The sequence below is a fragment of the uncultured Psychrosphaera sp. genome (genome assembly GCF_947500655.1).
Lineage (GTDB): Bacteria > Pseudomonadota > Gammaproteobacteria > Enterobacterales > Alteromonadaceae > Psychrosphaera.
The window spans coordinates 38,267-63,915 of the sequence record NZ_CANMSK010000015.1; the positions used below are offsets into that span (position 1 = coordinate 38,267).

Sequence of the window (25,649 nt, forward strand, 5' to 3'; positions counted from 1 at the left end):
CATTTAGATTTAAACGATTCTGGTAGAAGAAATGAAATTAAATACCCCTGAAGAAATAATTGAAGATATTCGTCATGGCAAAATGGTCATACTTATGGACGACGAAGATAGGGAAAATGAAGGTGATTTGATCATGGCAGCAGACATGCTAACGCCTGAACAAATTAACTTTATGGTTACGCACGCACGTGGCTTAGTTTGCTTACCTATGAGTGAAGAAAGAGCGATAGCACTTAATTTATCGCTTATGGTTGATAACAATAATGCAGCATTTGCTACAAACTTTACGGTTTCTATTGAAGCGGCTGAAGGCGTAACAACAGGTATTAGTGCAGCAGATAGAGCTAGAACAGTACAAGCTGCGGTATCGGCTAACCCAAAACCATCTGACATTGTTCAACCGGGTCATATTTTTCCTTTAGTTGCTAAAAAAGGTGGTGTATTAACTCGCGCAGGTCACACTGAAGCGGCTGTTGATTTAGCCCGTTTAGCAGGACGTGTTGATGCGGGTGTTATCGTTGAAATTTTGAACGAAGATGGCTCAATGGCGCGTCGTCCAGATTTAGAAATATTTGCAGAAAAGCACGACTTAAAAATTGGCACCATTGCTGATTTAATTGAATACCGTAATTTAAATGAAACTACCGTTGAGCGTATTGCGAAATGCAAATTACCAACTAAATTTGGTGAGTTCGACTTATATACCTTTAAAGACACTATTGATGAACAAGTTCATTTTGCGTTAGTTAAAGGTGATGTAACGACACAAGAGTCACCACTTGTTCGAGTTCATTTACAAAATACGTTTAGCGATCTTTTATCGTCTGACCGTTCAGTTAATCGCAGTTATGCGATTGATAGCGCATTAGAAAAAATTTCAGAAGAAGGCGGCGTATTTGTATTGTTAGGTAAACAAGAAGAACCGTCTGATTTAATCAGTATTGTAAAACGCTTTGAAGCTGAAGATTCAGGTGAAACCTTAGCGCCAGCTAAATGGACTGGAACATCTCGTAATGTCGGTGTTGGTTCACAAATATTAGCGCAATTAGGTATTAAGAAAATGCGACTGTTAAGCTCTCCTAAAAAATACCATGCATTATCTGGTTTTGGTTTAGAAGTGACTGAATACGTAAGTGAATAGTATGTAAATGATCAGTAATTGCTATTTTATCTAGCCAATACTGATCAAAGTTATAAATACCCTAGGTATTAGCAAGCTTATCCCTAACATCAAATATTTTGTTGTGTTATTATCGCGCAAAATTTTTTAAGTAAAATAGTAAGGTTTACGAATGAACATAATTGAAGGTAACTTCCGTGCTACAGGTAAGAAATTTGCTGTTGTAGTTTCACGCTTTAATCACTTTATTGTGGATAGTTTATTAGACGGTGCACTTGACGCATTAGATCGTCACGGTGAAGTAAGTGATGATGATATTACCGTTGTTTATGTTCCTGGTGCGTATGAACTTCCTGTTGCTGCTAAAAAAATGGCTAAGTCTGGAAAATTCGATGCGATTATTGCTATTGGTGCGGTAATTCGTGGTGGAACTCCACATTTTGATTTTGTTGCTGGTGAATGTAACAAAGGTCTAGCAAGTGTTTCTATGGAATTCGATATTCCATTAGCATTTGGTGTGATCACGACAGATAGCATTGAACAAGCCATTGAACGTGCCGGCACAAAAGCGGGTAACAAAGGTGGTGAAGCCGCATTAAGCGCGCTTGAAATGGTCAACGTTATGGCTCAACTTTAGGACTTTTATTTAATGAAACCTGCTGCAAGAAGAAAAGCCAGAGCATTAGCGGTACAAGCTATTTACTCTTGGCAATTAAGCCACAACTCAGTTACTGATATTGAACAACAAATGTTGTTAGATAACGATGTATCAAAAGTAGATGTTCAATACTTCCAAGAATTACTTACTGGTGTTGTAACACATTATAAAGACATTGATGTTGTATTAACGCCTTACACTGAACGTCCGTTTGAAGAAGTTGATCAAATAGAAAAAGCTATCTTACGTTTAACTGCGTTTGAGCTTAAATACCGCGTTGATGTGCCATATAAAGTGGCAATAAATGAAGGTATTGAGTTAGCTAAGAAGTTTGGCGCTGATGACAGTCATAAATTTGTTAATGGTGTATTAGACAAAGCGCTTAAAGATTTACGCGTACCATTAGTGTAATAAAAAAATATGTGTTTTAGGATATTGGTATGAAAGAGTTTGAGCTCATCCAGAAGTATTTCTCGGATCGTGGGCCTAAACGCAAGGATGTAGTGTTAGGGATTGGTGATGATGCCGCTCTAACACGAGTACCGCAAGACAAGTTACTTGTTGTTGCCACAGATACTATGGTGGAAAATACTCATTTTTTCCCAGATACATCTCCTCGCTCAATTGGTCATCGTTGTTTAGCTGTTAATTTAAGTGACTTTGCTGCTATGGGCGCAGAGCCTGCTTGGGCATCTGTAGCTATAACATTACCGAGTGTAGATGAAGCTTGGATTGAAGAATTTGCTAATGGTTTATTTGAGGTTGCAGAATATTGTAACGTTCAAATTATTGGTGGCGATACAACTCAAGGTCCACTTGCTATCACAGTTTCTTTAAGTGGTTTTATTCCTGAGAATAAAGCGCTGCTTAGAAGTGGTGCTAAAGCTGGTGATTGGATTTATGTTACTGGCAGTTTAGGTGATTCTGCAATGGTTGTTGCAGCTAAGCTGAATAAGTTAAATGTCTCAACGGAAGCATTAGTCCAAGCCGAAAGAAAGTTTGACTTTCCTGTTGCTAGATTAGCCGCCGGACAGGTTCTTCGTAGAGCTGCATCTGCTGCTATTGATATATCTGACGGTCTCATTCAAGATCTTTCTCATATACTTAAAGCATCAAAAGTATCGGCTGAAATAGATGTGGCAAACTTGCCAATATCTTCCGCCGTAAAAGCTTGTTTAGATGAAGACAGTGCAACTGTAATGGCGCTGATTGGTGGTGAAGATTATGAGTTATTATTCACTCTCCCTGAAGAGCAGAAAGGCTTTTTAGAGCAAAACGCGACAGCTATGGGGGTTGAATTTACTTGTATCGGTCAAATTCGTAGTGGAGACAACGGCATCAGCTTAGTTAAAGCGGGTGAAAGATACCCGACTCCCAATACGAATGGATACCAACACTTTTCTTCCAAGGAACAATAATGTCTGAGCCAGTTGAAAAAAAACAAATAGAAGAAAGCCAAGACAACCCAGCAGCAGAAAAACAGTTCAGTATATGTAACAAAATACACTTGTTAGCAACTGGATTTGGTAGTGGTTTGCTACCAGTTAGCCCAGGTACATTTGGTACTATTGCAGCCATTCCTTTTTATCTTTGTTTTGTTCACTCTCCTGATTGGGCGTTTTGGTTATTTACCTTGATCACTTGTTTAGTCGGGCCATATATTTGTGGCAAAGCAGCTTCTGATATTGGTGTTCACGATCATAAATCTATTGTGTGGGACGAATTTGCCGGTTTTTTCATTACCATGTGTTTTGTGCCATTTACATGGATGAACGTATTAGCTGGATTTATCCTATTTCGTTTCTTTGACATTATTAAGCCTTGGCCAATCTCTTGGTTAGACAAACACGTTCACGGCGGTTTAGGCATAATGATAGACGATATTGTGGCGGGCATTATATCTGCTGGCATACTATTTTATTTGCAAGTCTATATAAACTAACGTGTAGATTATCCCCAATATAATCATCTTTATTTACGGCGTAGTGGCAGCTACGCTGTAAAAAACTTCGCTTTAAATACGAAAAATCCTTTCATAATTATACCAAACTACGAGATTAGATAGGGAGATCCCTTGTTGTACCTTATTCTCTCAATATTTTATTGTTAATCCAAAACTTAATTGCTAACTTGCTGACACTTATATAAACAGCCCCAGTGTACACAATTAAATACCTAGTATTTTGCACGATAGCCGCCCCCATAAAAGGATCACAATGAAAAAAATAATCATACTTACGTTATTACTATTAATAGGCACGGCTATGTCTGCCAATGCAGCTGCTGGACTTATTTCTTACGGTGGGGAAGATATTGTTAAAGTTATCGACTTTCCTGATGACGAACGCTTTCAATTAGACACTGGTGAATATTTAGATATCGGTTACATTTATAAGTCGGTAAGTATTTTATTTATTCCAGTTTGGAACTATGACGGTAGATTAGTGCTCATGGCAGGAAACAATGGAAGTTACATGTATGCTTCTTACCAAGAGATGAATGATATTTTAACTGAATCTGGCAATGAATATCCAGAAGGTCCATATTTAGATTTTTGGCAACGTATTGGCGGCAAGGTTGTATTTGCAATTGCATTGTTGTTATTAATTATCAAATTGGTCAAAAAGTTTAAAAATAATAAACGTAATTCAGCATTTTTAAGTACGCTTGCAACACCAGGTGAACGTTTAAAAGACATTTTACTTAACGGACAGCAATTAGTTGAATTTGATATTGCAGAGCTTGGTTTGTCGATTACAGATGAAGAAGATAAAACTAAGGTTGCAGGATTAGAGTTCTTTGCTTTTAGAACTTATTTTACCTCATTAATATCAGTGTCTATCATCAATATGAACAACACTACAATAGAGCAGTTACAGGCTGTAAATGATGAATTTTTTGAGCGCTTATTGCCATTTAAAAAACGAGTATCAGCAAAAGTAAATGCAACCGTGCATTATGTATATTTCACTTTTGATAAATCACCAAGTGAAGATGATGTTGCTTTATTAAAAGCTTTGAAAAAGCGCAAAATAAGCAGTGGAACACATTTAGTTCCAGCAATCATTGATTTTGAAAAACAAGATGTGAATTTGACTCAAGCTTTTGGCGCAATGCCGTCTAAAAAAGTAATAGAATCTTGCTTTATTGAAGGTGATGACGATGAGGAAAGCGATGAGACTGTTAAATAAGTCTTTGAACTTTTAAGTCACACCTTAACTCTTCATAACAAATGCCCGCGTCTGCCGGCTTTTTTATAACTAGCTGAATTTATTAAATACCGATCCCCCTGTCGACACTTCTTATTGCAAGTTCAGATTATTTAAAAAATGTGTGTGAACAACAGCGCAATGCATTAAAAAATAACGTACTCTACAGTTACAATATTGAGAGTACAGCTCGAAGGAACATCCAATGGCTAAGCAAAATTATAGTTTTGAAAAGCGTCAAAAAGAACTAGCTAAAAAGAAGAAGAAAGAAGAGAAACGTTTGAAAAAAGCTAGCGGAAATGGGGTCGAAGTTGAAACTGATGAAAATTTAGCACCAGAGTCACAAGTACAAGAGCCACAAGCTCAAGACGTTACATCTGATAGTGATGTTAAATAATACCCAGCTCATCCAAATAACAACTCCTTAATACTTAAACTCAAATAAGGTTAATTAATATGAATAAGTCCTTTTTAATTTTAGTGTCTGTTTTAATCTTAACTTTCACTGGGGATGCATCAGCTCAGAACCCAGTTAAATATAATAAAGAGCTTGATGGTTTTGATTATCCATTTGAGGTGAATACCTTTGAATTTGATTCGCAAAAACAAACGTTAAAAATGCGTTATATGGATATTGGCAATAAAGATGCTGAAAAAGTTGTGGTGTTATTACACGGTAAAAACTTTGCTGGTTTTTACTGGGAAGATGTGGCGAACGATTTAGTCAGTAAAAAATACAGAGTACTGATCCCAGATCAAATTGGTTTTGGTAAATCATCAAAACCAGATGCTTATCAATACAGTTTGGGGCAGTTTGCTCTAAATACTAAATTGTTGTTAGAAAGCTTAAAGATAGACAATATCACTTTGGTTGGTCACTCAATGGGCGGAATGATAGCCACAACATTTGCAGTTAATTATGTGTCTACAGTAGATAAACTTATTTTAATAAACTCAATTGGTTTGGAAGATTACAGTAAATATACTGAGTTTAAAGACGTGAATTTCTTCTACAAAAATGAGCTAGGAAAAACGGTAGATAAAGCTAGAGCTTATCAGCAAAAGATTTATTACGCAGGTAAATGGTCAAAAGAGTATGAAACGTTATTAGTGCCTTTAAAAGGCATGTTAGCAGGTGACGACTGGAAAGTGGTTGCTTGGAATAATGCCTTAACCTACGGTCCAATTTTTTCTGAAAATATTGTAGACAGATTTCCTCAAATACAAAGTAAAACCTATTTAATTAATGGAACCAGAGATACTACAGGTCCAGGTAGAGGTTGGTTAAAAGAAGGCGTAACTAGAAAATTAGGCGAATACACTAAGTTAGGAAAGCATACTCAAAGCTTGATCAAAGACTCAGTGCTTATTGAATTAGAAGGCTTAGGTCATATGCCTTTCTATGAAGATTACCCTGCGTTTATAAAGGCCTTTAATCAGGCGATTGATTAAATGCGACTTTAGATTGCATTTAGATAGAGCTCCGTTATTAAGAGAGCGCCATTATTTAGAGAGAACCATGAATTTAGATAAATCGAAAAAGAGAATTGCTAAGAAAATCAAAATGGGTTTTCAGGGGTATCCTGAAATCACTATTTCTTATTCAGGTAGCAAGGCTGACTTGGCAGAACAAGTGGCAATATCTTTTGTGCTAGAAGAAGGCGCAGAAGCTATGGTAGAAGGCTTTAAAAGCACCAGTGATGCAAGAGAAGATGAAGTTATTCAGTCAGCGATAGTTAAAATAATAGAACGTTCAGGCGTTAAAACTATCAAACTTGAACCTGGCGTTAAAGTGGTAAGTTAATTTATATGCTGAGGTTTTGTAAATTACCCTCGTATTAACCTACCTTAGAAAGTAAAAAGGATTTGCAATAGCAGATCCTTTTTTATTTAAAGCCTATCGTATATGGGCTTTGTTATCTCTAATCTTGAACCAACAAGGAATAAACCAGCGATTACTTCTGACGTTTAAACTCAGCAGTCTCAGACCATTTTGGCCAAGCTTCGCTGTTTGCTATGTTGTAACCCACATCAAAGAATAATTGTACGTCTTGTTGTGCGCCTGACAAATCCCAGCTAGTGCGGAATTTATCACATGGTTGGTGATAACAACCTGTCACGATTAATGACATTTTTTTACGGTATTTTACCGTTGCTTCATCAACTGGCTCATTACCACCACCGGCATATAATGCAGGTACGCCGACTTTAGCAAAGTTGAAATGATCTGAACGGTAATAGTAACCAGCAGAAGGGTGCTCACCTGTTACAGGTGTACGACTTTGTTTTGCAGCAGCCGTTGTTAAGTAATCATCAAGTTCTGACTTACCTAAGCCGTTTACGCTAATGTCTTTAACTTTACCTAATATGTTCAAGCTGTCCATATTGATAGCCGCAACGGTTTTATTAAGTGGGATGATTGGATTTTCTGCATAAAAGCGAGAACCTAAAAGGCCTTGTTCTTCAGCCGTTACCGCCAACATAGTCACTGAACGAGACAAAGGTTGCTTTAATTCTGCAAAGGCTTGGGCTATTTCAATTAAACCACCAATACCCGTTGCATTGTCGTGTGCGCCATTATAAATCTGGTCGCCTTTTTTGGTTTCATCAAAACCAATGTGGTCCCAATGCGCAGTATATAAAATATGCTCATCGGCAGCTTTGTCACCCGGTAAAGTTGCAATAAAGTTATTACTAACCGATTTTTTAACTTTTGATTTAACTTCAACCGACGCCGTTAATTTACCTAATTTAACTGACATTGGTTTTTGCATGGCTTGTTTTTTTAATTTATCAAAATTCAAACCTGCTTTAGTAAAGATCTCTTTGGCAACATTAAGTTGAATCCAACCTTCAACCGCAACACGGCCTTTATTACCATCATCTTTCCATAATCCATATTGTGGACCAGTCCAGCTATTTTCTACTACAGTCCAAGGATATGACGCAGGTGCTGTTTCATGGATAATAATTGCACCAGCAGCACCTTGACGGCTTGCTTCTTCATACTTGTATGTCCAACGACCATAATATGTCATGGTTGTGCCTTGGAATAAGTTTGGATCGCCAGACTCGTACCCAGGGTCATTTACTAAAATGACCGCTGTTTTGCCTTTCATATCTAAACCTTCATAGTCGTTCCAGTCGTATTCTGGCGCGTTAATGCCATAACCAACAAAAACAAGTTCTGAATTTTTTAATTGTTCGTATTCACTTGTACGGCTAGTACCAGTCACCATGTCTTTACGGTATTTATACTCTTTACCGCCTATGGTTAAGACTTGATCTTCGTTACCAATGATCTCTACTAAATCAACTGGCTGTAGAAAGCTATCACCATTACCCGGTTTAAAACCTAATTCAGTAAATTGTTTGGTTAAATAATCTAACGTTAGTTTTTCACCAGGACCTGTTGGAGCACGACCCATATATCGGTCACTCGATATTTCTTTTACATGTTTGCCAATATCAGCACCAGTAATTGAATCATAAGCTTTCTGGAAGTTATCTTCCGCAGCGGCATTAAACATTGCTAATACACTAGCAAAAAGGGCAATGCTTTTTATTATTTTTGTTTTTCTCATACTTCATGTTTCCTGTAAATACATTGAATTACATAAATTGAATCATTAATTTTTTATAATAACGGTAAAACGTTGGATGGTTAAGATCCAAACTTACCCTGAGTATATCTATGTGTTTGGATTGAAAATAGACCTTATTGTCATTTTTTAATGAATTTTTTTTGTTTACTGTGAATAGTTTACTGTATCCTGCAACTAATACAGACAAGCCATGAATTAACATTAGAAAATGAAAAAATTTGAAACCTTTACACAATGGACAACCAGCTTTGCAGATCAAGGTTGTTACGATCATATAAACCGTATGACTGCATTTGATGAATGGGTTGGCTGGCCAAGCTGTGAGGCATTACAAACGCTACAACCTGACGAACTTAAGAACTTAAACAACAAAACTATTCAGTTTGTTCCGCAATCAGCTGAACAAGATTATTCAGCTGTAGCGTATGAAGAGTACATTTACGAAACTGGCAAAGTACCAACACGTGAAAAGTCGTGGCATGATATTTTTGGTGCACTTTCTTGGTGTATGTTCCCCAATACTAAAGCCACCATTAATAAACTGCATTACGATGATATTAAACAGTTTGGTACGCAAAAACGCAGTAACCTAAGAAACGCATTAACCTTGTTTGATGAATGCGGTGTTGTATTAGTAACAACCAACCAGACATTGTTAAATGCGTTAAAGCAGCATCAATGGCAACAAGTATTTATTGAGTTAAGAGATTTATGGCATCAGCCATCTGAACAAGGCATTGCGGTTTATCAATTTGGTCATGCTAACTACGAAATGTTAACTAAGCCTTATATTGGTTTAACTGGAAAATGGCTGGTGATTGAAGCTAGCGCTGAAATTGCAGGCTTACCTCTTAATGTGCAATATCGTATGGTGGATCAAAAGCTAGCAACCGCTCTTAACAGCGGCGCTTTAAATGACAACAGTAATTTATATCCGCTGCCATTAATGGGTATTCCTAAATGGCATGACGCCAATGAAGATTTTAGTTTTTATGACAACACTGATTATTTCAGACCTAAATCAACCAAGTAGGGCAGTAGAACATAACTATTAATAAGTTAAATAAAAGCATCTTCGTTTGATACTCCATTAACTATTTTGTTTAATAGTTAGCTCCCCAAGAGCCCTTTACATAGGCTCTTCTTCAAATAATTTATTAGTAACTCGGCTGCGAGCTGTCAAGTTGGGTTTACTGAATCGCGTATTATAAATACAACAATTCTTAAGTCTAAATAAGGTGCATAAATCAATGTTATGCCACCATGAAGGTTATTGATAAATAAGTTTCGATACAAAAAATAAAAAACAAAAATAATAATTATAAAAAAGAAGGGTTAATTTATGGCGGGGTTTGACAAAGTAGTGAGCAGCTACCAAGAAGCCATGGCTGGACTGCAAGATAACATGACAGTCATCGCTGGTGGGTTTGGTTTATGTGGTATTCCAGAAGGGTTAATTGCCGAGATTAAAAACAAAGGCACAAAAGGTCTAACGGTTGTTTCTAACAACTGCGGTATAGATGGTTTTGGTTTGGGGATTTTATTAGAAGATAAACAGATTAAAAAAATGGTGTCGTCTTATGTTGGGGAAAATGCACTGTTTGAAAAGCAGCTATTAAATGGTGAGCTAGAAGTTGAATTAACGCCACAAGGTACGCTTGCCGAGAAAATGCGTGCAGGTGGCGCTGGTATTCCCGCATTTTATACTGCAACTGGCTACGGTACTCCAGTCGGCGAGGGCAAAGAAAGTCGAGAGTTTAATGGTCGCCAATACATTCTAGAAGAAAGTATTACTGGCGAGTTTGCCATTGTTAAAGCATGGAAAGCAGACCGTTACGGTAACTGTATTTATCGCCATACGGCGCAAAACTTTAATCCTATGGCGGCTACTGCAGGCAAAATTACTGTTGTGGAAGTAGAAGAGATTGTTGAGCCGGGAGAGCTCTCGCCAACTGAAATACAAACTCCGGGAATTTATGTCGACCGCGTTATTTTAGGTCAGTTTGAAAAACGCATAGAAAAAATAACCACAAGCGATTAGGAGTGACACATGAGTTTATCTAGAGAACAAATAGCCCAACGTGTGGCACAAGAATTTAACGACGGTGATTACGTAAACCTTGGCATCGGTATTCCAACATTAGCGGCCAACTATGTCCCAGCGGATATAGAAGTTATGTTGCAATCAGAAAATGGTTTATTAGGCATGGGGCCTTACCCAACTAAAGCCAGTGTAGATGCTGATATGATCAACGCAGGTAAAGAAACGGTAACCGCAGCCACAGGCGCAGCTATTTTTAGCTCAGCAGAAAGCTTTGCAATGATCCGCGGTGGCCACGTAGACGTGACGGTTTTAGGTGCGTTTGAAGTGGATCAAAATGGCAATATCGCCAGTTATATGATCCCAGGTAAATTAGTGAAAGGCATGGGCGGCGCTATGGATTTAGTGGCAGGGGCAGACAATATTATTATCACTATGACCCACGCAAATAAACACGGTGAGTCCAAATTATTAACCCAATGTACTTTGCCACTAACCGGCGTAAGCTGTATAACGAAAGTGATCACTGACTTAGCATATATGGAAATTGAAAACGGCGAGTTTGTGTTAAAAGAACGCGCTCCGGGGGTTTCGGTAGAAGAAATAAGATCAAAAACCGCAGGTCAATTAAGAGTCGACGGCGATATTCCAGAAATGAACTTTGTTTGATCCATCGCTTCCATACGAGATCTTTTGCAAGTTAGCTTGGTGACGATATTCAAAGCTATAAAAATAAAAACCTACTCAATGTAGGTTTTTTTATGCCTGAAATTAAAAAGATATTAGATGTTACTAATGCTAATGAAAAGTTAGCTGGAAATTACAGGCTTATAAGGTTTTTTAACTTAACTGGATCTATTAAGCCATTTTCATCAATGCTGACAAAGTAGGGAAGTTGCCAGCGCTGGGTCTTTTTACCAGAGTCGGAAAATACTTGAGTCCCCACTTTTCCTCTGTCTTGGCTCCAAGGTGGAAATACTCTAAAACCATTTTTTCCATTGCTTTTATCGCCACAGATAATGCCTTTTTTAATTAATAAAGAAACAGGAAAAATAAACATCCCACGCTCAAGCTTATTAATCATCTCAGAGCCAGAGCCCTCAGCCAAAACAGAGCCTTCAGCCAAAACAGCGCCGTCAGCACAAATAACGCCTTCAGGATAAGAATGTACTTCAATAAACAGATAATCCAGTTGCTCAGCGTTTAGAGGAATTGGTTTTTTATTATTATTTTTTATATCAGAGAGAGCGATATCTGAGGCATCTATTGAAACAAGCTCAGGTGATGGACGTTGCCAAATAGCTAAAAAAGCACCTGGTCTGTCAGGTGTTACTTTTCCTTTGCGAAACACAATCCTGTGCCCATTTAAGCCAAACGTTAACGCCGCATAATTTGCATTTTCTGGCACTGGATCTAGTTCAATATCGTTAGTGACATGAAAACCGGCTGGGGAAAATCCAGTGGTTAATAATCTAGTTAACTCAACACAATAGTTTTTATGATTCAAAGCGAACTCTTGGCTATGTATTTATAATTAGGTGAATGCTAACAATTTTAGCGTTAATTATCATGGGCAAAACATTGATTGAATAAAATTATAACTCGCTAATTTTAATCAGACTTGTTAATAATATAAAAGATGGAACTAAGATTATTGTTTTTCTAACAGAAATGGAGTCGTTATGGAAAAAGATTCATTAAATGAAGATCCGTTAAATAAAGATCATTCACCTAAGACTGTTAAAACTAGTTCACTTAATTCAAACTTTGAAACGCTTATTCTTGAGCTTACTATTGGATCTATCTCTGGAGTATATGCTTTTATGGGATATGGTGTTCAAGTTTGACAGTTATTTTTTCCTTGTTTAATCGTGTCTATAATATGCTTCTTTCTAGTTGGACATACAGTGTATGCTGCAATTAAAGAAAAATTTGAGTCAACTAAATGAAGTTAAGTATCGTTTTCAATTAATTGAAAATCCACCAATTACCAACAAAGCAAAAAACCAAAAGAATCCACAGTATGCAACGACCAACTAAAGAACAAATACGGGAGTTACCTTTATATACAGGGCTTACACTCGACAATATTAAAATTATTGAGAATGAACAAGATGCTGCTTATGCATTAGAAGCATTAAGTAAAGAAGCGTGTATTGGCTTTGATACGGAAACTAAGCCCATTTTTCGTAAAGGGGAAAGCTGTCCTGGTCCAACGTTAATCCAGCTTGCTAGTGAGTCTCAAGGCTTTTTATTTCCAACTCGATTTCCTGCCGCTATGGATTGTGCCCGAGCGTTATTAAGTAACCCCAATATTATAAAAGCTGGATTTGGTATTAATGGCGATATAAAAGAATTACGTAATAAGCTAAATATAGACATAGTAAATACCCATAATTTATCGGTAACGTTAAAGCATTTATCTGGTGATAAAGATCCTATCGGTGCTAGAGCTGCTGTTGCTATGGTGCTAAAGCAGCGCTTAGGTAAAGGCAGTCAAAAGTCTAATTGGGGCGCGTATCCGCTTAAACCAAATCAAATTTTATATGCTGCCAATGATGCACATTCAGCCATTTGTATTATAAAAGCATTAGACTCGAAGATAACATAAGTCTCTAATATTTTTATATTTCTGATAAAACGTTATAACTAGTAGACTTTGTAGTATTCGTTGATAATATAAAATATGAAGGAAATAACTATATTAATTAGTTAGGGTTTATTGGGAATTAAGGGCATATGAAAAATTATTATAGAGTTTTAGTCGTAATGTTAAGCAGTTTATCACTTGATGTTGCAGCAAGTTATACAAATGAATTCGGTTATTTAGGTGCTTCTCATCAAACCTTTGATTACAGTGAATTAGATTTTTCTCCTGAAATTGATACCTCACAACTAACTACCTCAGTTTACAACGCCGGTTCATCGTTTAATGGAACTCGACTTTATTTAGGATATCAGTTTAATCGTTTTATCGCAGCAGAGGTTGGCTTTACTTCATTTTCTAATGCTCGTTTTACTGTTAAAGAAGAATCAACCAGCACGGTTCTACAAAGTGGCAAATTTAAGACAGTAGGTGCTGATATTAGAGCTATTGGTACATATCCATTTACGGATAATCTATTTTTAAAAGCTCATATAGGCGCTTTATTATGGGATAACGAATTTACCTTTTTATCTGGAACGACGACGGACCTTTCTACTGAAGATGATAATACTACGGGTATATCTTTACTTACTGGATTAGGTTTGGGCTATGGATTGAATGATATTTTTGCAATATCTCTTGATTTTGAAACAACTGAAATAGCTGATGTATCGACTAAGAGTTTAGCTGTTTCAATTGTTGCTCGCTTTTAACGTTAATTTAATTATTTAATTGAAGATGTCATGTTTGTAAGTGAAGAAAGCTAACTTGGGCCGTAAATTTAAGGCCCTTACTTATTTACTTCCAATAGGCACTCATTTTATTTAAACCTGTTATTTCCCAAATTTTTGTCCACACTCCAATTGAAATGGTCAGCTATCGAATAACCTATTACAATGACTGCATATTTTTACCTTGTGATCACCATTAATAGGACGTAATACTTTAATGCCTACTAGTAACGAAATTAACTTTCATCCTAAAAATAATACCCATAAAGAAACCTTGCTAAAGTTTTTAGCTTTGGTACTTATTCTCGTAGCTTATTTTTCCTATATGAGTTGGAAATATGACGCTTCTACCGGCTTTGGTGTTTCGGTACTAACTTGGAGCTTTTTTGTTTTATGTACACCTATTGCCGATGGTGGATTTATTTTAGCGTTTCCTATTCGGTTATTATTTAAAGTTAAAATGTCTTATACGCAAGTTGTACTGTGGTTTGTTGCCATTGCTATCAACTTATATGGGTATTTCTATACTCCAGATATTTATGACTTAACGTTTATAACGCAATTATTAAAACATATTTTATCTGAACCATATCCTTATTGGAGTATTTTAATAATTAGTGCGTTAGGTACTTTTTTGTCGATCTATTTTGGTGACGAGATGATGGATGTTGCATCACAAAAAGAAAGAACAAAAGCGCATCGTCATGGTTTCAAATACAGAACGCTTTTAGTACTAGGATTAGGGATTTTAACGGTAACAGCTTATTACTATTTGCTTAGCAGTTTACATGTGGTTTTACCGGAGTAAGGTAATAGTAGACTGTTGATTTGGTCATAAAGTGTATGAATTATTATCCATAAAAAAATCCGATATCATTGCCTGATATCGGATTATTTATTTAACAGCGTATTAAATAGCGGTTCAACTAATCTTTTTTGTCTTCTTTAGTTGCTGCTTTTTTAGTAGGTTCTTTTTTAGAGCTGCTGTCTTTAGAATTATCATTTTTAGTGATAGTTTCTTCATTTAACTCTTCGTCAGTGTTATCACCAACAACATGTTCTAACTTTAATTTCTTAACTGTCTTAATTGTAATGATTGGTCCAGACACTGCGTATATCGCAAATACAGCTAATAGTATTTCTGCTGGGCTTGTGGCTACAAGTGTAAATGCTAAAACAATTAGTAGCACAGCAACAAAAGGTACTTTTCCACGTAAATCAAGTTCTTTAAATGAACTGTAACGGAAGTTACTAACCATCATCAAACCACAAAACGCAGTAATGATTGCAAGTGGAATGCTGTAATCGTGTCCATTCATTTCATAGCCAACGCCAGTCCAAACTAAAGACGCAATAACAGCGGCAGCTGCAGGTGACGCTAGGCCTTGGAAATAACGTTTATCAGCAACACCAATTTGTGTGTTAAAACGTGCAAGTCTTAATGCTGCACAAGCAACATATATAAACGCAGCTAACCAGCCAAATTTACCTAAGCTACTTAAGCCGTAGTTATAAGTTACTATAGCGGGAGCTACACCAAAGGATACGATATCAGCCATGCTGTCATATTCAGCGCCAAATGGGCTCTGAGTATTAGTCATTCTGGCAACTCGGCCATCTAAGCCATCAAATATCATAGCGACAAAAATAGCAATTGCCGCAGCTTCAAACTGACTATTCATAGAAGAAACGATGGCAAAAAAGCCTGAAAAAAGTCCAGCAGTAGTTAGCAAATTAGGAAGCAAATAAATACCGCGGTGCGTTGTGGTTGGAGAATCTGATTTGTTTGTCATATAACCTTGATACTATCTAATTAAAATTACTTTTATTACTTGGCAAAAGAATAACATAGTTATTGTTCTGACAAAATAATACATTTACACATTAAAATTAACAGAAATAAAATCTCTGTTTAGTTATTCTGTTGTCGTTGCTTCATTATTTATAGGTGTTAACGGCCAACCACCTAATTCTTTAAATCTATTTACCATATAACAGAACAGGTCTGCGGTCTTTTCTGTATCGTAAATCGCTGAATGTGCTTCTTTATTATCAAAGCCTAAACCAGCTTGAATACAGGCTTGAGCTAATACTGTTTGTCCTAACGTTAATGCAGCAAAGGACGTAGTATCAAAAGTAACAAAAGGGTGAAAAGGGACGCGCTTGTATTTCTCACGTTCAACCGCAGCCATGAAAAAACCATGATCAAATGCCGCATTATGAGCAACAATTACAGAACGTTGGCAACCTGCCTCTTTTTGCCCTTTACTAACTGCTTTACAAATTTCTTTTAACATTTCACTTTCTGGCACTGCGCCACGAAGAGGATTAAATGGGTCTATTCCATTAAAATCAATAGCGGCTTGCTCTATGTTTGCACCTTCAAATGGCTCAACATGAAAATGAATGGTTTTATCTTTTTCTAATACGCCATCAGAATTCATTTTTAATGTGACAGCCGCAATCTCTAATAACGCGTCGGTTTTTGCATTAAAACCAGCGGTTTCAACGTCGATAACCACAGGATAAAAACCACGAAAACGTGAAGATAATAAATTGGGATCTTTTGATTTCGATTCGACTTTACTAATGTCGTTTGCAGCTAGTTCTGTAGTTGGGGTTGAATTCATTGACAAAGCATTAACCAGATTCAGATAAATTTTATTCATTATCTCATGCAAATCCTGTTTGTGCATTGGCAATTTCTATAAATTGACGTTTTATCTTAATATATACCTTTATTGATGGATTTAGTCATTAGCAGCTCTAGTTAAAGGCTAATTGTATAAATGAATATTAAGCAGGGGTAAGCCAGTTTTATCTTATGAAAACGTTAATGGTCATACGTTGTGGTATTTTTATTGCTTAATACTTAATAAGAGAGTGGTTAACGTTAGTAGATACAAAATTAATAAGTCATAAAAACATTAACGTATTATTAACACCGTTTATAACCTAGACTTACTAGATAAGTACCTGTTTACTTGATTTATAAAGGCTTAATAGCAAAGTAGAATATGAATAAAATTAAAATAATTTTTATCTTAGTGGCGATCTTATGCCAAATTTTGCCGTTTTCAGCAGACGCAGATTACCGTCGTTATTCTGGCACATTAGATAATTCAAAGTGGAATGTCACCACAGAATCAAAATTACAGTGTGATTTAACCCACCAGATCCCTAATTATGGATATGCCATATTTAAAAGTGAAGCGGGTAAAATTATCAATTTAGGTTTTGAATTAGACATGATGCGTTTACCTGCGGATTATAGTTTGGCCAATATAGAATCTGTTCCACCTAGCTGGCGCCCAGGCACTCCATCAAAACAAATTACAACCATGCAGTGGCGTAGACAATTTAATGCAGATGTTGACGAGGATTCAGCTTGGATAATGTTAACTGAATTAGAAAAAGGTTATTTCCCAACACTATATTATTCTGATTGGCACAATAAAAGTGACCGAGTTGCGGTTGCGTTATCAGCAACTAATTTTAATAAAAGTTATTATAAATTTTTAAATTGCATGGACAATTTACTTAAATACAACTTTGTTGATATTGCTCAATTAGATTTAAACTTTGAATTTGGTGGTGCTGTTTTAGATAAACCTTCTAAAGTTAAATTAGCAAGAGTGCGAGAATACTTAAAGTACGATAATGAAATCGAGTCTATTACAGTAAAAGCTTATAGTGATTCTTGGGGCGGGCGTTGGAAAAACTTAGAAGTATCTATCAAGCGTGCAGAGCAAATAAAACAATTACTTGTCGACGCAGGCATTCAAGAGGCAAAGATAACGATTGAAGGCTTTGGTGAGAAACGTCATGTGGCATCAAACCAAACTGAATTAGGCCAACAAGCTAATAGACGTGTAATTGTTGAAATGATTAAACCTTAATCCTTAAATGTTAAGCAGAGCATTTGATGTGACTTCATAGAAGTAGACACAGATAACGTAATTATATTGCAGCTTATAAATAAAAAACCTAATCATAAATGATTAGGTTTTTTTGTGCCCAGTAAGTTTTTAGCAAGTGATTTACATTGATTAGATAGCTACTGTTACACGGTCCTATTTAGATTTATTTGACAGTTCCATGGCCCGTCTTTTTAATTCTTCCATTTGTGCATCAATACTAATGACATTGTTGAGTTTATAGCTATCAATACTGTCGTCCATATCCATTGCCGAGGCTGCAATATTTTTAGCTTCATTAGCAACACTTTCCGCACCAATAACATTCTCACTAGATTGTTCATAAATGATCAGGATGTTTTTATTCACTTCCAATATCGCATCACTTTGATCGCTAGTATTCATTGATACTGAGTCAGTCACTTCTTGAATTGCAGCTATTTTATCAACGATTACGTTTAATACATTTTCTATTTGAGCTGCTTTCTCAGCGCCTGAAATAGCAAACTCTTTACCGATATTGATAACATCATAAGATTTGGTTGCACTTCCTTGTAACTCTAATACCAAACTAGATATTTCTTCTGTGGAGTCTTGGGTTCGTTTTGCTAAGTTTCTAACTTCTTCTGCTACAACTGCAAAACCTCGTCCTTGTTCGCCGGCTCTTGCTGCTTCTATCGCGGCATTTAATGCCAGTAGATTAGTTTGGTCGGCGATTGATTTAATCAACTCTACCATTGACGATATATTACCAACTTTTTGATTGAGCTGCTCGATGGCGTCTGCAGAATTAGACATTTCATCGGCAGAACGTCTTATGACTGTAACGGCTTCTTCAACTGATTTTTTACCTGATTGAGATTCTTCTAATACTAAATTTACGTTAGCAGCGTTGTCTTTCATAGACTCAGAAATAACTTGTACATTGGTACTCATTTCTTCTGCAGCAGATGCGATAGTTTGCACATTTGCTTGTTGTAATAATAAGTTAGACTCACTTTGACTAATGGCTATTGCTGTTTCATGGACAGATACAGTAATGTTTTTAGAGGTATTACTGAACATAGTAAAGTCGTCACTAATCAAGGTTAGTATTTTATTTACGTTGACGGCAATATTACCTAATTCATCTTCACTGATGACTTCAATGACGCGAGTTAAATCTTTATTTTCAAGTATGTAGCTTATGGTGTCATCAATAGCAACGGATTGTCTTTTACGTAATCTTAACGCTAAAAATAATAACGCTGTAGCCAGCAGGCCCGCGATTAAAATCAAAGTTTGGCGTATTAAAATCGACTGTGCTTCCTCTATACTTTTTATTGCGGTTTCATCAATTATTTCTAATAACTCTCTCTCAGTTTTTGCTTGTAAATCGATATATTTAGTCGATGCATTAAACCATTGGCTAGCGGGGGTATTGTAATTGGAGTCTTGAGATTTAAGTTTCTTGCGGAATTCATCAACGGATTTTGCTTCAGGAGCATCAAAGGAGGCTTGTATTATTGCCATTAGTTTTTTTGGTGCAATTTCTAACGATTCTTTTTTAAACACGTCTTGTTTAGTGAGCACCGTTAAATGCTTATCGGATAATTCTCTAGAAAATTGGTCATTGGTAAATACGGTACTTAGTATTGCTCTTTCAATACCTAGCTTTTCTTTAAAACTACTTAAGTTGTAAACAGAAAATAATTCAGTGGCAATAAGAGGGTCATATGTATTTTTCGATGTTTGAACAACAAAATGTAAACCTAGCTCATTGAGTTGAGTATATTGGCTAATTGCCGCTAATAGATTGATTTGTTTAGCATCAATTTTTTTATGTAATGTTTTAATTTTATTATAATCTTGAATAAATTCATCGACGATTTTCTTACCAGATGGGGTTACTGGTATTTCTTTTACCGTTTTAATTAACTGCTTAAAGGATTGTTCAGTTACGGCTCTTTGGTTTCGGAGTTCGGTCGTGTTTTTTTCACCATTTGAATTAAGGAAACCTGCGGTATAACCCCTTTCTTTTTGTAATTCATGTACGCTATATAATAACGATTGCAGTACAACAACATCATGTTCAGTTTGAACAGCATGTTGTATCTCTATATTGGTTTTAATTAAATCTGCACTGATCACAAAAGTTAATAACATAACGGGGATTAATAGCACTTTGGTTAAGTGTTTAGACATTAACTTTGATAAGTTTTCTACATTCATTTAACGTACCTACTTTAGCAATTGAGAAACTATATAATTGGCAAAGTATGGATGGTTATTGGTATTTTTCTAGTTTGCGGGAGCTTTTTTAATATTTGGTATGAGTATTAATACTTTTATTTATCTCATTTATCTATTTTAATAGATGTTTTATTAGTGATTTTTATTAAAAAGTGAGTGTTTAGTCAGTTAATCTTAATGTGTCCCTTTATTTCGCTTTAAAGCTCTAACTTGGAATCGCATTGGGGCAATAGACTTTATTAATCTGTCAGATAAAGGACTTTGTTGGTTTAACATTAACGATGCTAAATGTTTTGCCATTAACGGTGCGGTGGTTAATCCTCTTGCTCCTAATCCTGTCATTATAAACAAGCCATGATGATCTGAATTTGGATATGTTTTAGGTTTTCCTATTAACTTATCTAAACGTTTTAATTTGCCATTATTTTGATCCACATTGTCTTTTACCCAATCATCACTCATTACTTCACCAACTATTGGGTGGTGATCTTGGCTAGTCGCTCGTATCGCAGCATTTTGACCAACAATGTCATGTTCCGTTATTTGTTTAGCCCACTCTTGTTGTTCGTATACTTGTTGCAATTGGTCTAGATTTTTAAGATTATCCGCTAAGTTAGAGGTTTCATTGTTATTGTCGCGCTCAAAAGTAGCGCCAAAGCATTGAACTTGGTTATGAGCTGGCGTCATATAACCATTGTGACAAAGCACAGTTTTTAACTCAGATGCTGTGCTGGTTTCGCTTAAATGTGAAACCTGACCACGGATAGGAATAATATCGAACTGCTGTGTTTGAATGTATTGATTGGTTAAATGGCCAGAGCAAACAACAACTTGATCAAATAGGGCAGGGATAAGTTCTGCATGGCTTTCTAGTTGCCATTTATGTTGTTCAGTTTGATTTAACTTTGATATATGTGTGTTGGTTTTTATTGATAGGTTAAAGTTAGCTGTTAAGTATTCAGCTGTTTTCTGGCAAAACTCTTGTGGCCATATCCAGCCTCCATCTTTGAAGTATAAGCTTGGGTAAGGCAAGGTTAGATTAGCTAGTTTAGAAGATTGTTCGGCTGAAATAAATTGGCCATGAGATGGCCATTCACGGGCTATTTGCTGTAAGCGTTTTATAAGTTCAGGCGTAAATGCTTGTTGTAATACGCCACACCACTGATGTGCAAAATTTACGTTTAATGTATTTATCTGTTTATAAAAATTAACAGAGTACGGATAACATAAATCATAAAGCTCAGCCAGTACTGAGAATTGTCCGCCTTGTAACAGTGGATAAATGGCACCTTGTTTATTACTTGAGCCGCGAGAGCCTAAGATCTCGTCACTACAATAAAGAGTAATGTCTAATTTTGGCGATAATGTGAGTAATTGATAAGCCAAACAGATTGATGATATTCCACCGCCAATTATTGCTATTTTGTGGTTGTGATTTTTTATAGGAGAAGCAATAGGCGAGTAACTAGCTGCACTTTTAAATAATTCGGCATTCATCTTTAGGACTTAATATTAATTTAACTTAGTTAGTTACTTAATTGCTTGCTTGGCAGTAAGCGTAAACGAAACACATGTTAGCCGTTAAATATAACAAAGGTAAGCTGTTTTTTGCATTGTTTTTACATTACTATTTAGACTGTTTTTTTGCATAAAATAAGCAATAGATAAATACTAGAATTTATTCAGCTAACACTTGTTCGCTGAAATTAGACCAGTTAAGATAAAAATACAGGTAGAATACAGAAAATTTTAAGTCTCACTTAGGAATTCAGCATGAAAAGAGCGGTTATTACAGGTTTAGGTATTGTTTCAAGTATTGGTAACAATAAAGCAGAAGTATTAGAAAGTTTAAAAACTGGAAAATCAGGTATTACTGCCTCAGAGCAATTTAAAGAATATAACTTACGTTCACAAGTATCTGGCAGCATCGACTTAGATGTTACTCAACTTATTGACCGTAAAGCAATGCGCTTTATGGGGGAAGCTTCAGCTTACGCTTATATTGCTATGCAAGAAGCAATTGATGATTCAGGTTTAACCGATGAGCAAGTATCTAATCCTCGTACTGGTTTATTAGCTGGGTCTGGTGGTGCATCGTCTAAAAATCAAATAATCGCGTGTGATACTTTACGTGAAAAGGGTGTTAAACGTGTAGGGCCTTATCAAGTACCTCGTACTATGAGCAGTACTTGTTCAGCCACGTTAGCTACGCCGTTTAAAATTAAAGGCATTAACTATTCAATTAGTTCAGCTTGTGCAACGTCATCACATTGTATTGGAGCTGCATTAGAGCAAATCCAACTTGGCAAACAAGATATTGTTTTTGCTGGTGGCGGTGAAGAAGTTGATTGGACATTAGCGGGTATGTTTGACGCTATGGGTGCATTATCAACTAAATACAATGATACGCCTGAATTAGCATCTCGTACTTACGATGCTGACCGTGATGGATTCGTGATCTCAGGCGGCGGCGGTATGGTTGTTGTTGAAGAATATGAGCATGCGGTTGCTCGTGGCGCAAAAATCTATGCTGAAATAGTAGGTTACGGTGCAACGTCTGATGGTTTTGATATGGTTGCGCCATCTGGTGAAGGTGCTGAGCGTTGTATGAGAATGGCGCTTGAAACTGTTAAAGGTCCAGTTGATTACTTAAACACTCATGGTACAAGTACACCAGTGGGGGATGTTAAAGAGTTAGGCGCTATTCAAAACGTATTTGGTGGTAATTCACCAATGATCAGTGCGACTAAGGCAATGACAGGTCATGCACTTGGTGCAGCTGGCGTTCATGAAGCAATCTACAGCTTATTAATGATGGAAAACAAATTTGTAGCCCCATCTATTAATATTTCAAATTTAGATGAACAAGCCGAAGGTTTGAACATTATTACGACTGCCACTGATGCAGACATTACAACTGCAATGTCTAATAGCTTTGGTTTTGGTGGTACAAATGCGACGTTAGTATTCCAAAAAGTTTAAAGAGTACATAAGGTTCTAATTTGAGCGAGCTCAATTATAGAAATATGAATTAAATAAATTGAAATTTATTTGGTTCTTAAAAACCTGAAATATCGTATGATGTTTCAGGTTTTTTTATAGCTTTGAAAAAGATGTGCAATGAACATATTTATAGATGAAAACATTCCTTACGCTGACGACTTTTTTTCAGATATTGGTGAGATAACTCGCTTTGCTGGACGCGAGCTAACCGCAGAGCAAATGACTACCGCGGATATTCTTTTAGTGCGCTCCATCACTAAGGTCAATCAGGCATTATTGTCAAAAGCGGATAAGTTATCTTTTGTTGGTACGGCAACCATAGGTGAAGATCATATAGATAAAACCTTGTTGGCAAACAAAAACGTTACATTTACCTCCGCTCCCGGCTGTAATGCAATATCCGTTGCTGAATATGTTATCTCATCTTTGTATGTATTAGCTGAAAAATATCATTTTGATTTACTAACTAAAACAGTCGCTATTATAGGTGTTGGCAATATTGGTAAATCGCTACAGAAAAAGTTAATGGCATTAGACATTAACTTAATATTATGTGATCCAGTCAGAGAACAAACGGAAGATGGGTTTGTCTCGTTAGATCACGCGTTAACGCATGCCGACGTTGTCACTTTTCATACCCCGTTAACCGCAAGCGGCAACCACCCAAGTTTTCATTTATTAAATGAGGATAATATTCAGTTACTAAAACAAGACGTTTGTTTAATAAATGCGAGCCGTGGTGAAGTAATTGATAACCAAGCTTTGCTAAATGAAATACATCGCCGTGATAAAAACCAAGAGTTAACCATTAAGCTGGTATTAGACGTATGGGAGAATGAACCTAACCCGCTATTAGAACTTATTGAATATACTGATATCGCAAGTGCCCATATTGCAGGGTACAGCTTAGAAGGCAAAGCTCGTGGCACAGAAATGCTATATCAAGCTGTGTGTCAGCACTTGGGTTTACCTATTGTTAAAAAATTGGATGAGCTATTACCAATACCAAGCGTTACTAAGCTTGTATTAAATAACCAAGAACAAGAGGTGAATCAATTAAAACAAGTGGTTCATTTGGTTTACGATCCAAGGCGAGATGATGCTTTATTTAGAAATTTATTAGCGGTAAAAGGCTTTGATTGGTTACGCAAAAATTATCCGATTAGACGCGAATGGTCATCGTTGAAATTAGAACGTATATCTAATAATGAAAAAGGTTTAAATTTTTTACAAATAGGGTTTGACGTTTAGACGTCTAGACGGTAGTTTTAATAAAAATTACTAATCAATAAAATAAATGTTTATGGCCCGTTTAACTTAAGTAAGTAACTATCTAAGTTATTAACTTAAGTTAAACGGGGATAAACATCATTCAACAGCAGAGTATTAAAATGTCAGAACAAAAATATAATGTCGCAATATTAGGTGCCACTGGACTAGTTGGTCAAAACCTAATAGAAATTTTAGAACAAAGAAATTTCCCAGTAGGGGAATTGTTTCCTTTAGCTAGCGCTCGTTCAGCCGGTTCGACTATTAAGTTTAAGGGTAAAGACGTTGAAGTATTAAATGTTGATGATTTTGACTGGACTAAAGCCCACATAGGATTGTTTTCTGCTGGTGGTGATGTTTCAGCTAAGTATGCGCCAATTGCTGCTGAGCAAGGCTGTGTCGTTATTGATAACACATCACACTTCCGTTATGAACCTGATATTCCTCTTGTTATTCCAGAAGTGAACCCACAAGCGGTTGCTGATTTTAGAAATAGAAATATTATTGCAAACCCTAACTGTTCTACTATTCAAATGTTAGTAGCGTTAAAACCAATTCATGACGCGTACGGCATTGACCGTATTAATGTTTGTACTTACCAGTCAGTAAGTGGCGCTGGCAAGTCAGCAGTAGATGAATTAGTTGGGCAAACGGCACAGTTAATGAATGGCCGTCCAGTTGAGTCAAAAATCTTTCCAATGCAAATGGCATTTAACGTTATTCCTCAAATTGATGTGTTTGAAGATAACGGCTACACCAAAGAAGAAATGAAAATGGTGTGGGAAACTCATAAAATATTTGGCGATGACTCTATTGGCGTTAACCCAACGGCAGTTCGTGTGCCTGTGTTTTACGGTCACGCCGAAGCAATTCATTTAGAATTACGTCAACCGGTTACCGCTGACGATATAAAAAATGTGCTTGAGCAAGCACCAGGTGTAACTTTAATGCCTGATAGTACTGATTATCCAACACAAGTTACACATGCCAGTGGTCAAGATACGACGTTTGTTGGTCGTGTTCGTGAAGATATTTCACACCCAAATGGAATTAATTTATGGGTTGTAGCGGACAATATACGTAAAGGTGCGGCAACAAATAGTATCCAAATAGCAGAAGTACTTATTGCTGATTATCTATAATTTACATTAATATAAAAAAGGCCTCTTTAATAAAACTAAAGAGGCTTTTTTTTTGGTCGATATAGTGTGTGTTAC

General features: G+C 36.4%; 26 protein-coding genes. 20 read left to right on the forward strand and 6 right to left on the reverse strand.

The features are described 5' to 3' along the window. The first annotated feature begins 31 nt into the window (after positions 1-31). From ribBA to Q0940_RS12600, 9 genes are all read left to right on the forward strand, one after another. On the forward strand, positions 32-1,141 hold the full coding sequence (gene ribBA / locus Q0940_RS12560) for a bifunctional 3,4-dihydroxy-2-butanone-4-phosphate synthase/GTP cyclohydrolase II (protein WP_299269043.1): 1,110 nt from the start codon (positions 32-34) through the stop codon (positions 1,139-1,141). Positions 1,142-1,292: 151 nt separating this feature from the next. Continuing rightward, entirely contained in the window at positions 1,293-1,757 is a 465-nt protein-coding gene (ribE, locus tag Q0940_RS12565) for a 6,7-dimethyl-8-ribityllumazine synthase (RefSeq protein ID WP_299269045.1), read from the forward strand. A 12-nt stretch (positions 1,758-1,769) separates the two neighbouring features. Further along, complete coding sequence (gene nusB / locus Q0940_RS12570) at positions 1,770-2,189, forward strand: transcription antitermination factor NusB (protein WP_299269046.1); 420 nt, start codon at positions 1,770-1,772, stop codon at positions 2,187-2,189. A gap of 29 nt (positions 2,190-2,218) precedes the next feature. Beyond that, complete coding sequence (gene thiL / locus Q0940_RS12575; protein WP_299269048.1) at positions 2,219-3,196, forward strand: thiamine-phosphate kinase; 978 nt, start codon at positions 2,219-2,221, stop codon at positions 3,194-3,196. Continuing rightward, positions 3,196-3,720 (forward strand): phosphatidylglycerophosphatase A, encoded by a 525-nt coding sequence (locus Q0940_RS12580; protein ID WP_299269049.1) that lies wholly within the window; start codon positions 3,196-3,198, stop codon positions 3,718-3,720. Before thiL ends, Q0940_RS12580 begins: the two co-directional genes overlap by 1 nt. Before the next feature lie 274 nt (positions 3,721-3,994). After that, positions 3,995-4,969: a hypothetical protein gene (locus Q0940_RS12585; protein WP_299269051.1), complete on the forward strand. Its 975-nt coding sequence runs from the start codon at positions 3,995-3,997 to the stop codon at positions 4,967-4,969. Between the two features lie 223 nt (positions 4,970-5,192). Beyond that, entirely contained in the window at positions 5,193-5,384 is a 192-nt protein-coding gene (locus Q0940_RS12590) for a hypothetical protein (protein WP_299269052.1), read from the forward strand. A 59-nt stretch (positions 5,385-5,443) separates the two neighbouring features. Further along, complete coding sequence (locus Q0940_RS12595; protein ID WP_299269054.1) at positions 5,444-6,439, forward strand: alpha/beta hydrolase; 996 nt, start codon at positions 5,444-5,446, stop codon at positions 6,437-6,439. A 67-nt stretch (positions 6,440-6,506) separates the two neighbouring features. Then, entirely contained in the window at positions 6,507-6,791 is a 285-nt protein-coding gene (locus Q0940_RS12600; RefSeq protein WP_299269056.1) for a hypothetical protein, read from the forward strand. A gap of 151 nt (positions 6,792-6,942) precedes the next feature. Here the strand turns inward: Q0940_RS12600 and Q0940_RS12605 are convergent, their stop codons facing one another. Next, on the reverse strand, positions 6,943-8,517 hold the full coding sequence (locus tag Q0940_RS12605) for a M28 family metallopeptidase (RefSeq protein ID WP_299269169.1): 1,575 nt from the start codon (positions 8,515-8,517) through the stop codon (positions 6,943-6,945). 283 nt (positions 8,518-8,800) lie between these two features. Between Q0940_RS12605 and Q0940_RS12610 the strand changes: the two genes are divergently transcribed. From Q0940_RS12610 to Q0940_RS12620, 3 genes are all read left to right on the forward strand, one after another. Beyond that, a complete protein-coding gene (locus Q0940_RS12610; protein WP_299269058.1) occupies positions 8,801-9,625 on the forward strand; it encodes a DUF3025 domain-containing protein in 825 nt (274 codons plus the stop codon). 309 nt (positions 9,626-9,934) lie between these two features. Beyond that, positions 9,935-10,633 (forward strand): CoA transferase subunit A, encoded by a 699-nt coding sequence (locus tag Q0940_RS12615; protein WP_299269060.1) that lies wholly within the window; start codon positions 9,935-9,937, stop codon positions 10,631-10,633. A gap of 9 nt (positions 10,634-10,642) precedes the next feature. Further along, positions 10,643-11,302 carry a CoA transferase subunit B gene (locus Q0940_RS12620; protein WP_299269062.1) on the forward strand — a complete coding sequence of 220 codons (660 nt, stop codon included), beginning with the start codon at positions 10,643-10,645 and terminating at the stop codon, positions 11,300-11,302. A 151-nt stretch (positions 11,303-11,453) separates the two neighbouring features. Here the strand turns inward: Q0940_RS12620 and Q0940_RS12625 are convergent, their stop codons facing one another. Next, positions 11,454-12,140, reverse strand: a complete 687-nt coding sequence (locus Q0940_RS12625; RefSeq protein ID WP_299269064.1) for a MepB family protein — start codon at positions 12,138-12,140, stop codon at positions 11,454-11,456. 175 nt (positions 12,141-12,315) lie between these two features. On the opposite strand from Q0940_RS12625, the gene Q0940_RS12630 reads away from it, so the two are divergent. From Q0940_RS12630 to Q0940_RS12645, 4 genes are all read left to right on the forward strand, one after another. Then, a complete protein-coding gene (locus Q0940_RS12630) occupies positions 12,316-12,480 on the forward strand; it encodes a hypothetical protein (RefSeq protein WP_299269066.1) in 165 nt (54 codons plus the stop codon). A 176-nt stretch (positions 12,481-12,656) separates the two neighbouring features. Then, positions 12,657-13,244 carry a 3'-5' exonuclease gene (locus Q0940_RS12635; RefSeq protein WP_299269068.1) on the forward strand — a complete coding sequence of 196 codons (588 nt, stop codon included), beginning with the start codon at positions 12,657-12,659 and terminating at the stop codon, positions 13,242-13,244. A 128-nt stretch (positions 13,245-13,372) separates the two neighbouring features. Next, positions 13,373-13,993 (forward strand): outer membrane beta-barrel protein, encoded by a 621-nt coding sequence (locus tag Q0940_RS12640; RefSeq protein ID WP_299269070.1) that lies wholly within the window; start codon positions 13,373-13,375, stop codon positions 13,991-13,993. A 235-nt stretch (positions 13,994-14,228) separates the two neighbouring features. Next, positions 14,229-14,819, forward strand: coding sequence for a hypothetical protein (locus Q0940_RS12645; RefSeq protein WP_299269072.1), 591 nt, complete (start codon positions 14,229-14,231; stop codon positions 14,817-14,819). 118 nt (positions 14,820-14,937) lie between these two features. Here the strand turns inward: Q0940_RS12645 and pssA are convergent, their stop codons facing one another. Then, a complete protein-coding gene (gene pssA, locus Q0940_RS12650) occupies positions 14,938-15,804 on the reverse strand; it encodes a CDP-diacylglycerol--serine O-phosphatidyltransferase (RefSeq protein ID WP_299269074.1) in 867 nt (288 codons plus the stop codon). Positions 15,805-15,927: 123 nt separating this feature from the next. Then, a complete protein-coding gene (gene rnt, locus Q0940_RS12655; protein ID WP_299269076.1) occupies positions 15,928-16,680 on the reverse strand; it encodes a ribonuclease T in 753 nt (250 codons plus the stop codon). Between the two features lie 348 nt (positions 16,681-17,028). On the opposite strand from rnt, the gene Q0940_RS12660 reads away from it, so the two are divergent. Beyond that, a complete protein-coding gene (locus Q0940_RS12660; protein ID WP_299269079.1) occupies positions 17,029-17,910 on the forward strand; it encodes an OmpA family protein in 882 nt (293 codons plus the stop codon). A 174-nt stretch (positions 17,911-18,084) separates the two neighbouring features. Here the strand turns inward: Q0940_RS12660 and Q0940_RS12665 are convergent, their stop codons facing one another. Next, positions 18,085-20,139: a methyl-accepting chemotaxis protein gene (locus Q0940_RS12665; protein WP_299269081.1), complete on the reverse strand. Its 2,055-nt coding sequence runs from the start codon at positions 20,137-20,139 to the stop codon at positions 18,085-18,087. A 195-nt stretch (positions 20,140-20,334) separates the two neighbouring features. Next, the gene (gene mnmC, locus Q0940_RS12670; RefSeq protein ID WP_299269083.1) at positions 20,335-21,657 is read right to left on the reverse strand and encodes an FAD-dependent 5-carboxymethylaminomethyl-2-thiouridine(34) oxidoreductase MnmC; all 1,323 of its coding nucleotides are present in this window, start codon (positions 21,655-21,657) and stop codon (positions 20,335-20,337) included. Positions 21,658-21,933: 276 nt separating this feature from the next. On the opposite strand from mnmC, the gene fabB reads away from it, so the two are divergent. The 3 genes from fabB to Q0940_RS12685 all read left to right on the forward strand — a co-directional run bounded on the left by fabB (position 21,934) and on the right by Q0940_RS12685 (position 25,574). After that, positions 21,934-23,142: a beta-ketoacyl-ACP synthase I gene (gene fabB, locus Q0940_RS12675; protein WP_299269085.1), complete on the forward strand. Its 1,209-nt coding sequence runs from the start codon at positions 21,934-21,936 to the stop codon at positions 23,140-23,142. Between the two features lie 138 nt (positions 23,143-23,280). Next, positions 23,281-24,414 carry a 4-phosphoerythronate dehydrogenase gene (locus Q0940_RS12680; protein WP_299269087.1) on the forward strand — a complete coding sequence of 378 codons (1,134 nt, stop codon included), beginning with the start codon at positions 23,281-23,283 and terminating at the stop codon, positions 24,412-24,414. Between the two features lie 140 nt (positions 24,415-24,554). Continuing rightward, a complete protein-coding gene (locus Q0940_RS12685; protein ID WP_299269089.1) occupies positions 24,555-25,574 on the forward strand; it encodes an aspartate-semialdehyde dehydrogenase in 1,020 nt (339 codons plus the stop codon). Positions 25,575-25,649: the final 75 nt, after the last annotated feature.

Bases quoted from the DNA above. Each gene is read 5' to 3' on its own strand.
- ribBA (WP_299269043.1), top strand. From the start codon at position 32: ATGAAATTAAATACCCCTGAAGAAATAATTGAAGATATTCGTCATGGC.
- ribE (WP_299269045.1), top strand. From the start codon at position 1,293: ATGAACATAATTGAAGGTAACTTCCGTGCTACAGGTAAGAAATTTGCT.
- nusB (WP_299269046.1), top strand. From the start codon at position 1,770: ATGAAACCTGCTGCAAGAAGAAAAGCCAGAGCATTAGCGGTACAAGCT.
- thiL (WP_299269048.1), top strand. From the start codon at position 2,219: ATGAAAGAGTTTGAGCTCATCCAGAAGTATTTCTCGGATCGTGGGCCT.
- Q0940_RS12580 (WP_299269049.1), top strand. From the start codon at position 3,196: ATGTCTGAGCCAGTTGAAAAAAAACAAATAGAAGAAAGCCAAGACAAC.
- Q0940_RS12585 (WP_299269051.1), top strand. From the start codon at position 3,995: ATGAAAAAAATAATCATACTTACGTTATTACTATTAATAGGCACGGCT.
- Q0940_RS12590 (WP_299269052.1), top strand. From the start codon at position 5,193: ATGGCTAAGCAAAATTATAGTTTTGAAAAGCGTCAAAAAGAACTAGCT.
- Q0940_RS12595 (WP_299269054.1), top strand. From the start codon at position 5,444: ATGAATAAGTCCTTTTTAATTTTAGTGTCTGTTTTAATCTTAACTTTC.
- Q0940_RS12600 (WP_299269056.1), top strand. From the start codon at position 6,507: ATGAATTTAGATAAATCGAAAAAGAGAATTGCTAAGAAAATCAAAATG.
- Q0940_RS12605 (WP_299269169.1), bottom strand. From the start codon at position 8,517: ATGTTTAATGCCGCTGCGGAAGATAACTTCCAGAAAGCTTATGATTCA.
- Q0940_RS12610 (WP_299269058.1), top strand. From the start codon at position 8,801: ATGAAAAAATTTGAAACCTTTACACAATGGACAACCAGCTTTGCAGAT.
- Q0940_RS12615 (WP_299269060.1), top strand. From the start codon at position 9,935: ATGGCGGGGTTTGACAAAGTAGTGAGCAGCTACCAAGAAGCCATGGCT.
- Q0940_RS12620 (WP_299269062.1), top strand. From the start codon at position 10,643: ATGAGTTTATCTAGAGAACAAATAGCCCAACGTGTGGCACAAGAATTT.
- Q0940_RS12630 (WP_299269066.1), top strand. From the start codon at position 12,316: ATGGAAAAAGATTCATTAAATGAAGATCCGTTAAATAAAGATCATTCA.
- Q0940_RS12635 (WP_299269068.1), top strand. From the start codon at position 12,657: ATGCAACGACCAACTAAAGAACAAATACGGGAGTTACCTTTATATACA.
- Q0940_RS12640 (WP_299269070.1), top strand. From the start codon at position 13,373: ATGAAAAATTATTATAGAGTTTTAGTCGTAATGTTAAGCAGTTTATCA.
- Q0940_RS12645 (WP_299269072.1), top strand. From the start codon at position 14,229: ATGCCTACTAGTAACGAAATTAACTTTCATCCTAAAAATAATACCCAT.
- pssA (WP_299269074.1), bottom strand. From the start codon at position 15,804: ATGACAAACAAATCAGATTCTCCAACCACAACGCACCGCGGTATTTAT.
- rnt (WP_299269076.1), bottom strand. From the start codon at position 16,680: ATGAATAAAATTTATCTGAATCTGGTTAATGCTTTGTCAATGAATTCA.
- Q0940_RS12660 (WP_299269079.1), top strand. From the start codon at position 17,029: ATGAATAAAATTAAAATAATTTTTATCTTAGTGGCGATCTTATGCCAA.
- Q0940_RS12665 (WP_299269081.1), bottom strand. From the start codon at position 20,139: ATGAATGTAGAAAACTTATCAAAGTTAATGTCTAAACACTTAACCAAA.
- mnmC (WP_299269083.1), bottom strand. From the start codon at position 21,657: ATGAATGCCGAATTATTTAAAAGTGCAGCTAGTTACTCGCCTATTGCT.
- fabB (WP_299269085.1), top strand. From the start codon at position 21,934: ATGAAAAGAGCGGTTATTACAGGTTTAGGTATTGTTTCAAGTATTGGT.
- Q0940_RS12680 (WP_299269087.1), top strand. From the start codon at position 23,281: ATGAACATATTTATAGATGAAAACATTCCTTACGCTGACGACTTTTTT.
- Q0940_RS12685 (WP_299269089.1), top strand. From the start codon at position 24,555: ATGTCAGAACAAAAATATAATGTCGCAATATTAGGTGCCACTGGACTA.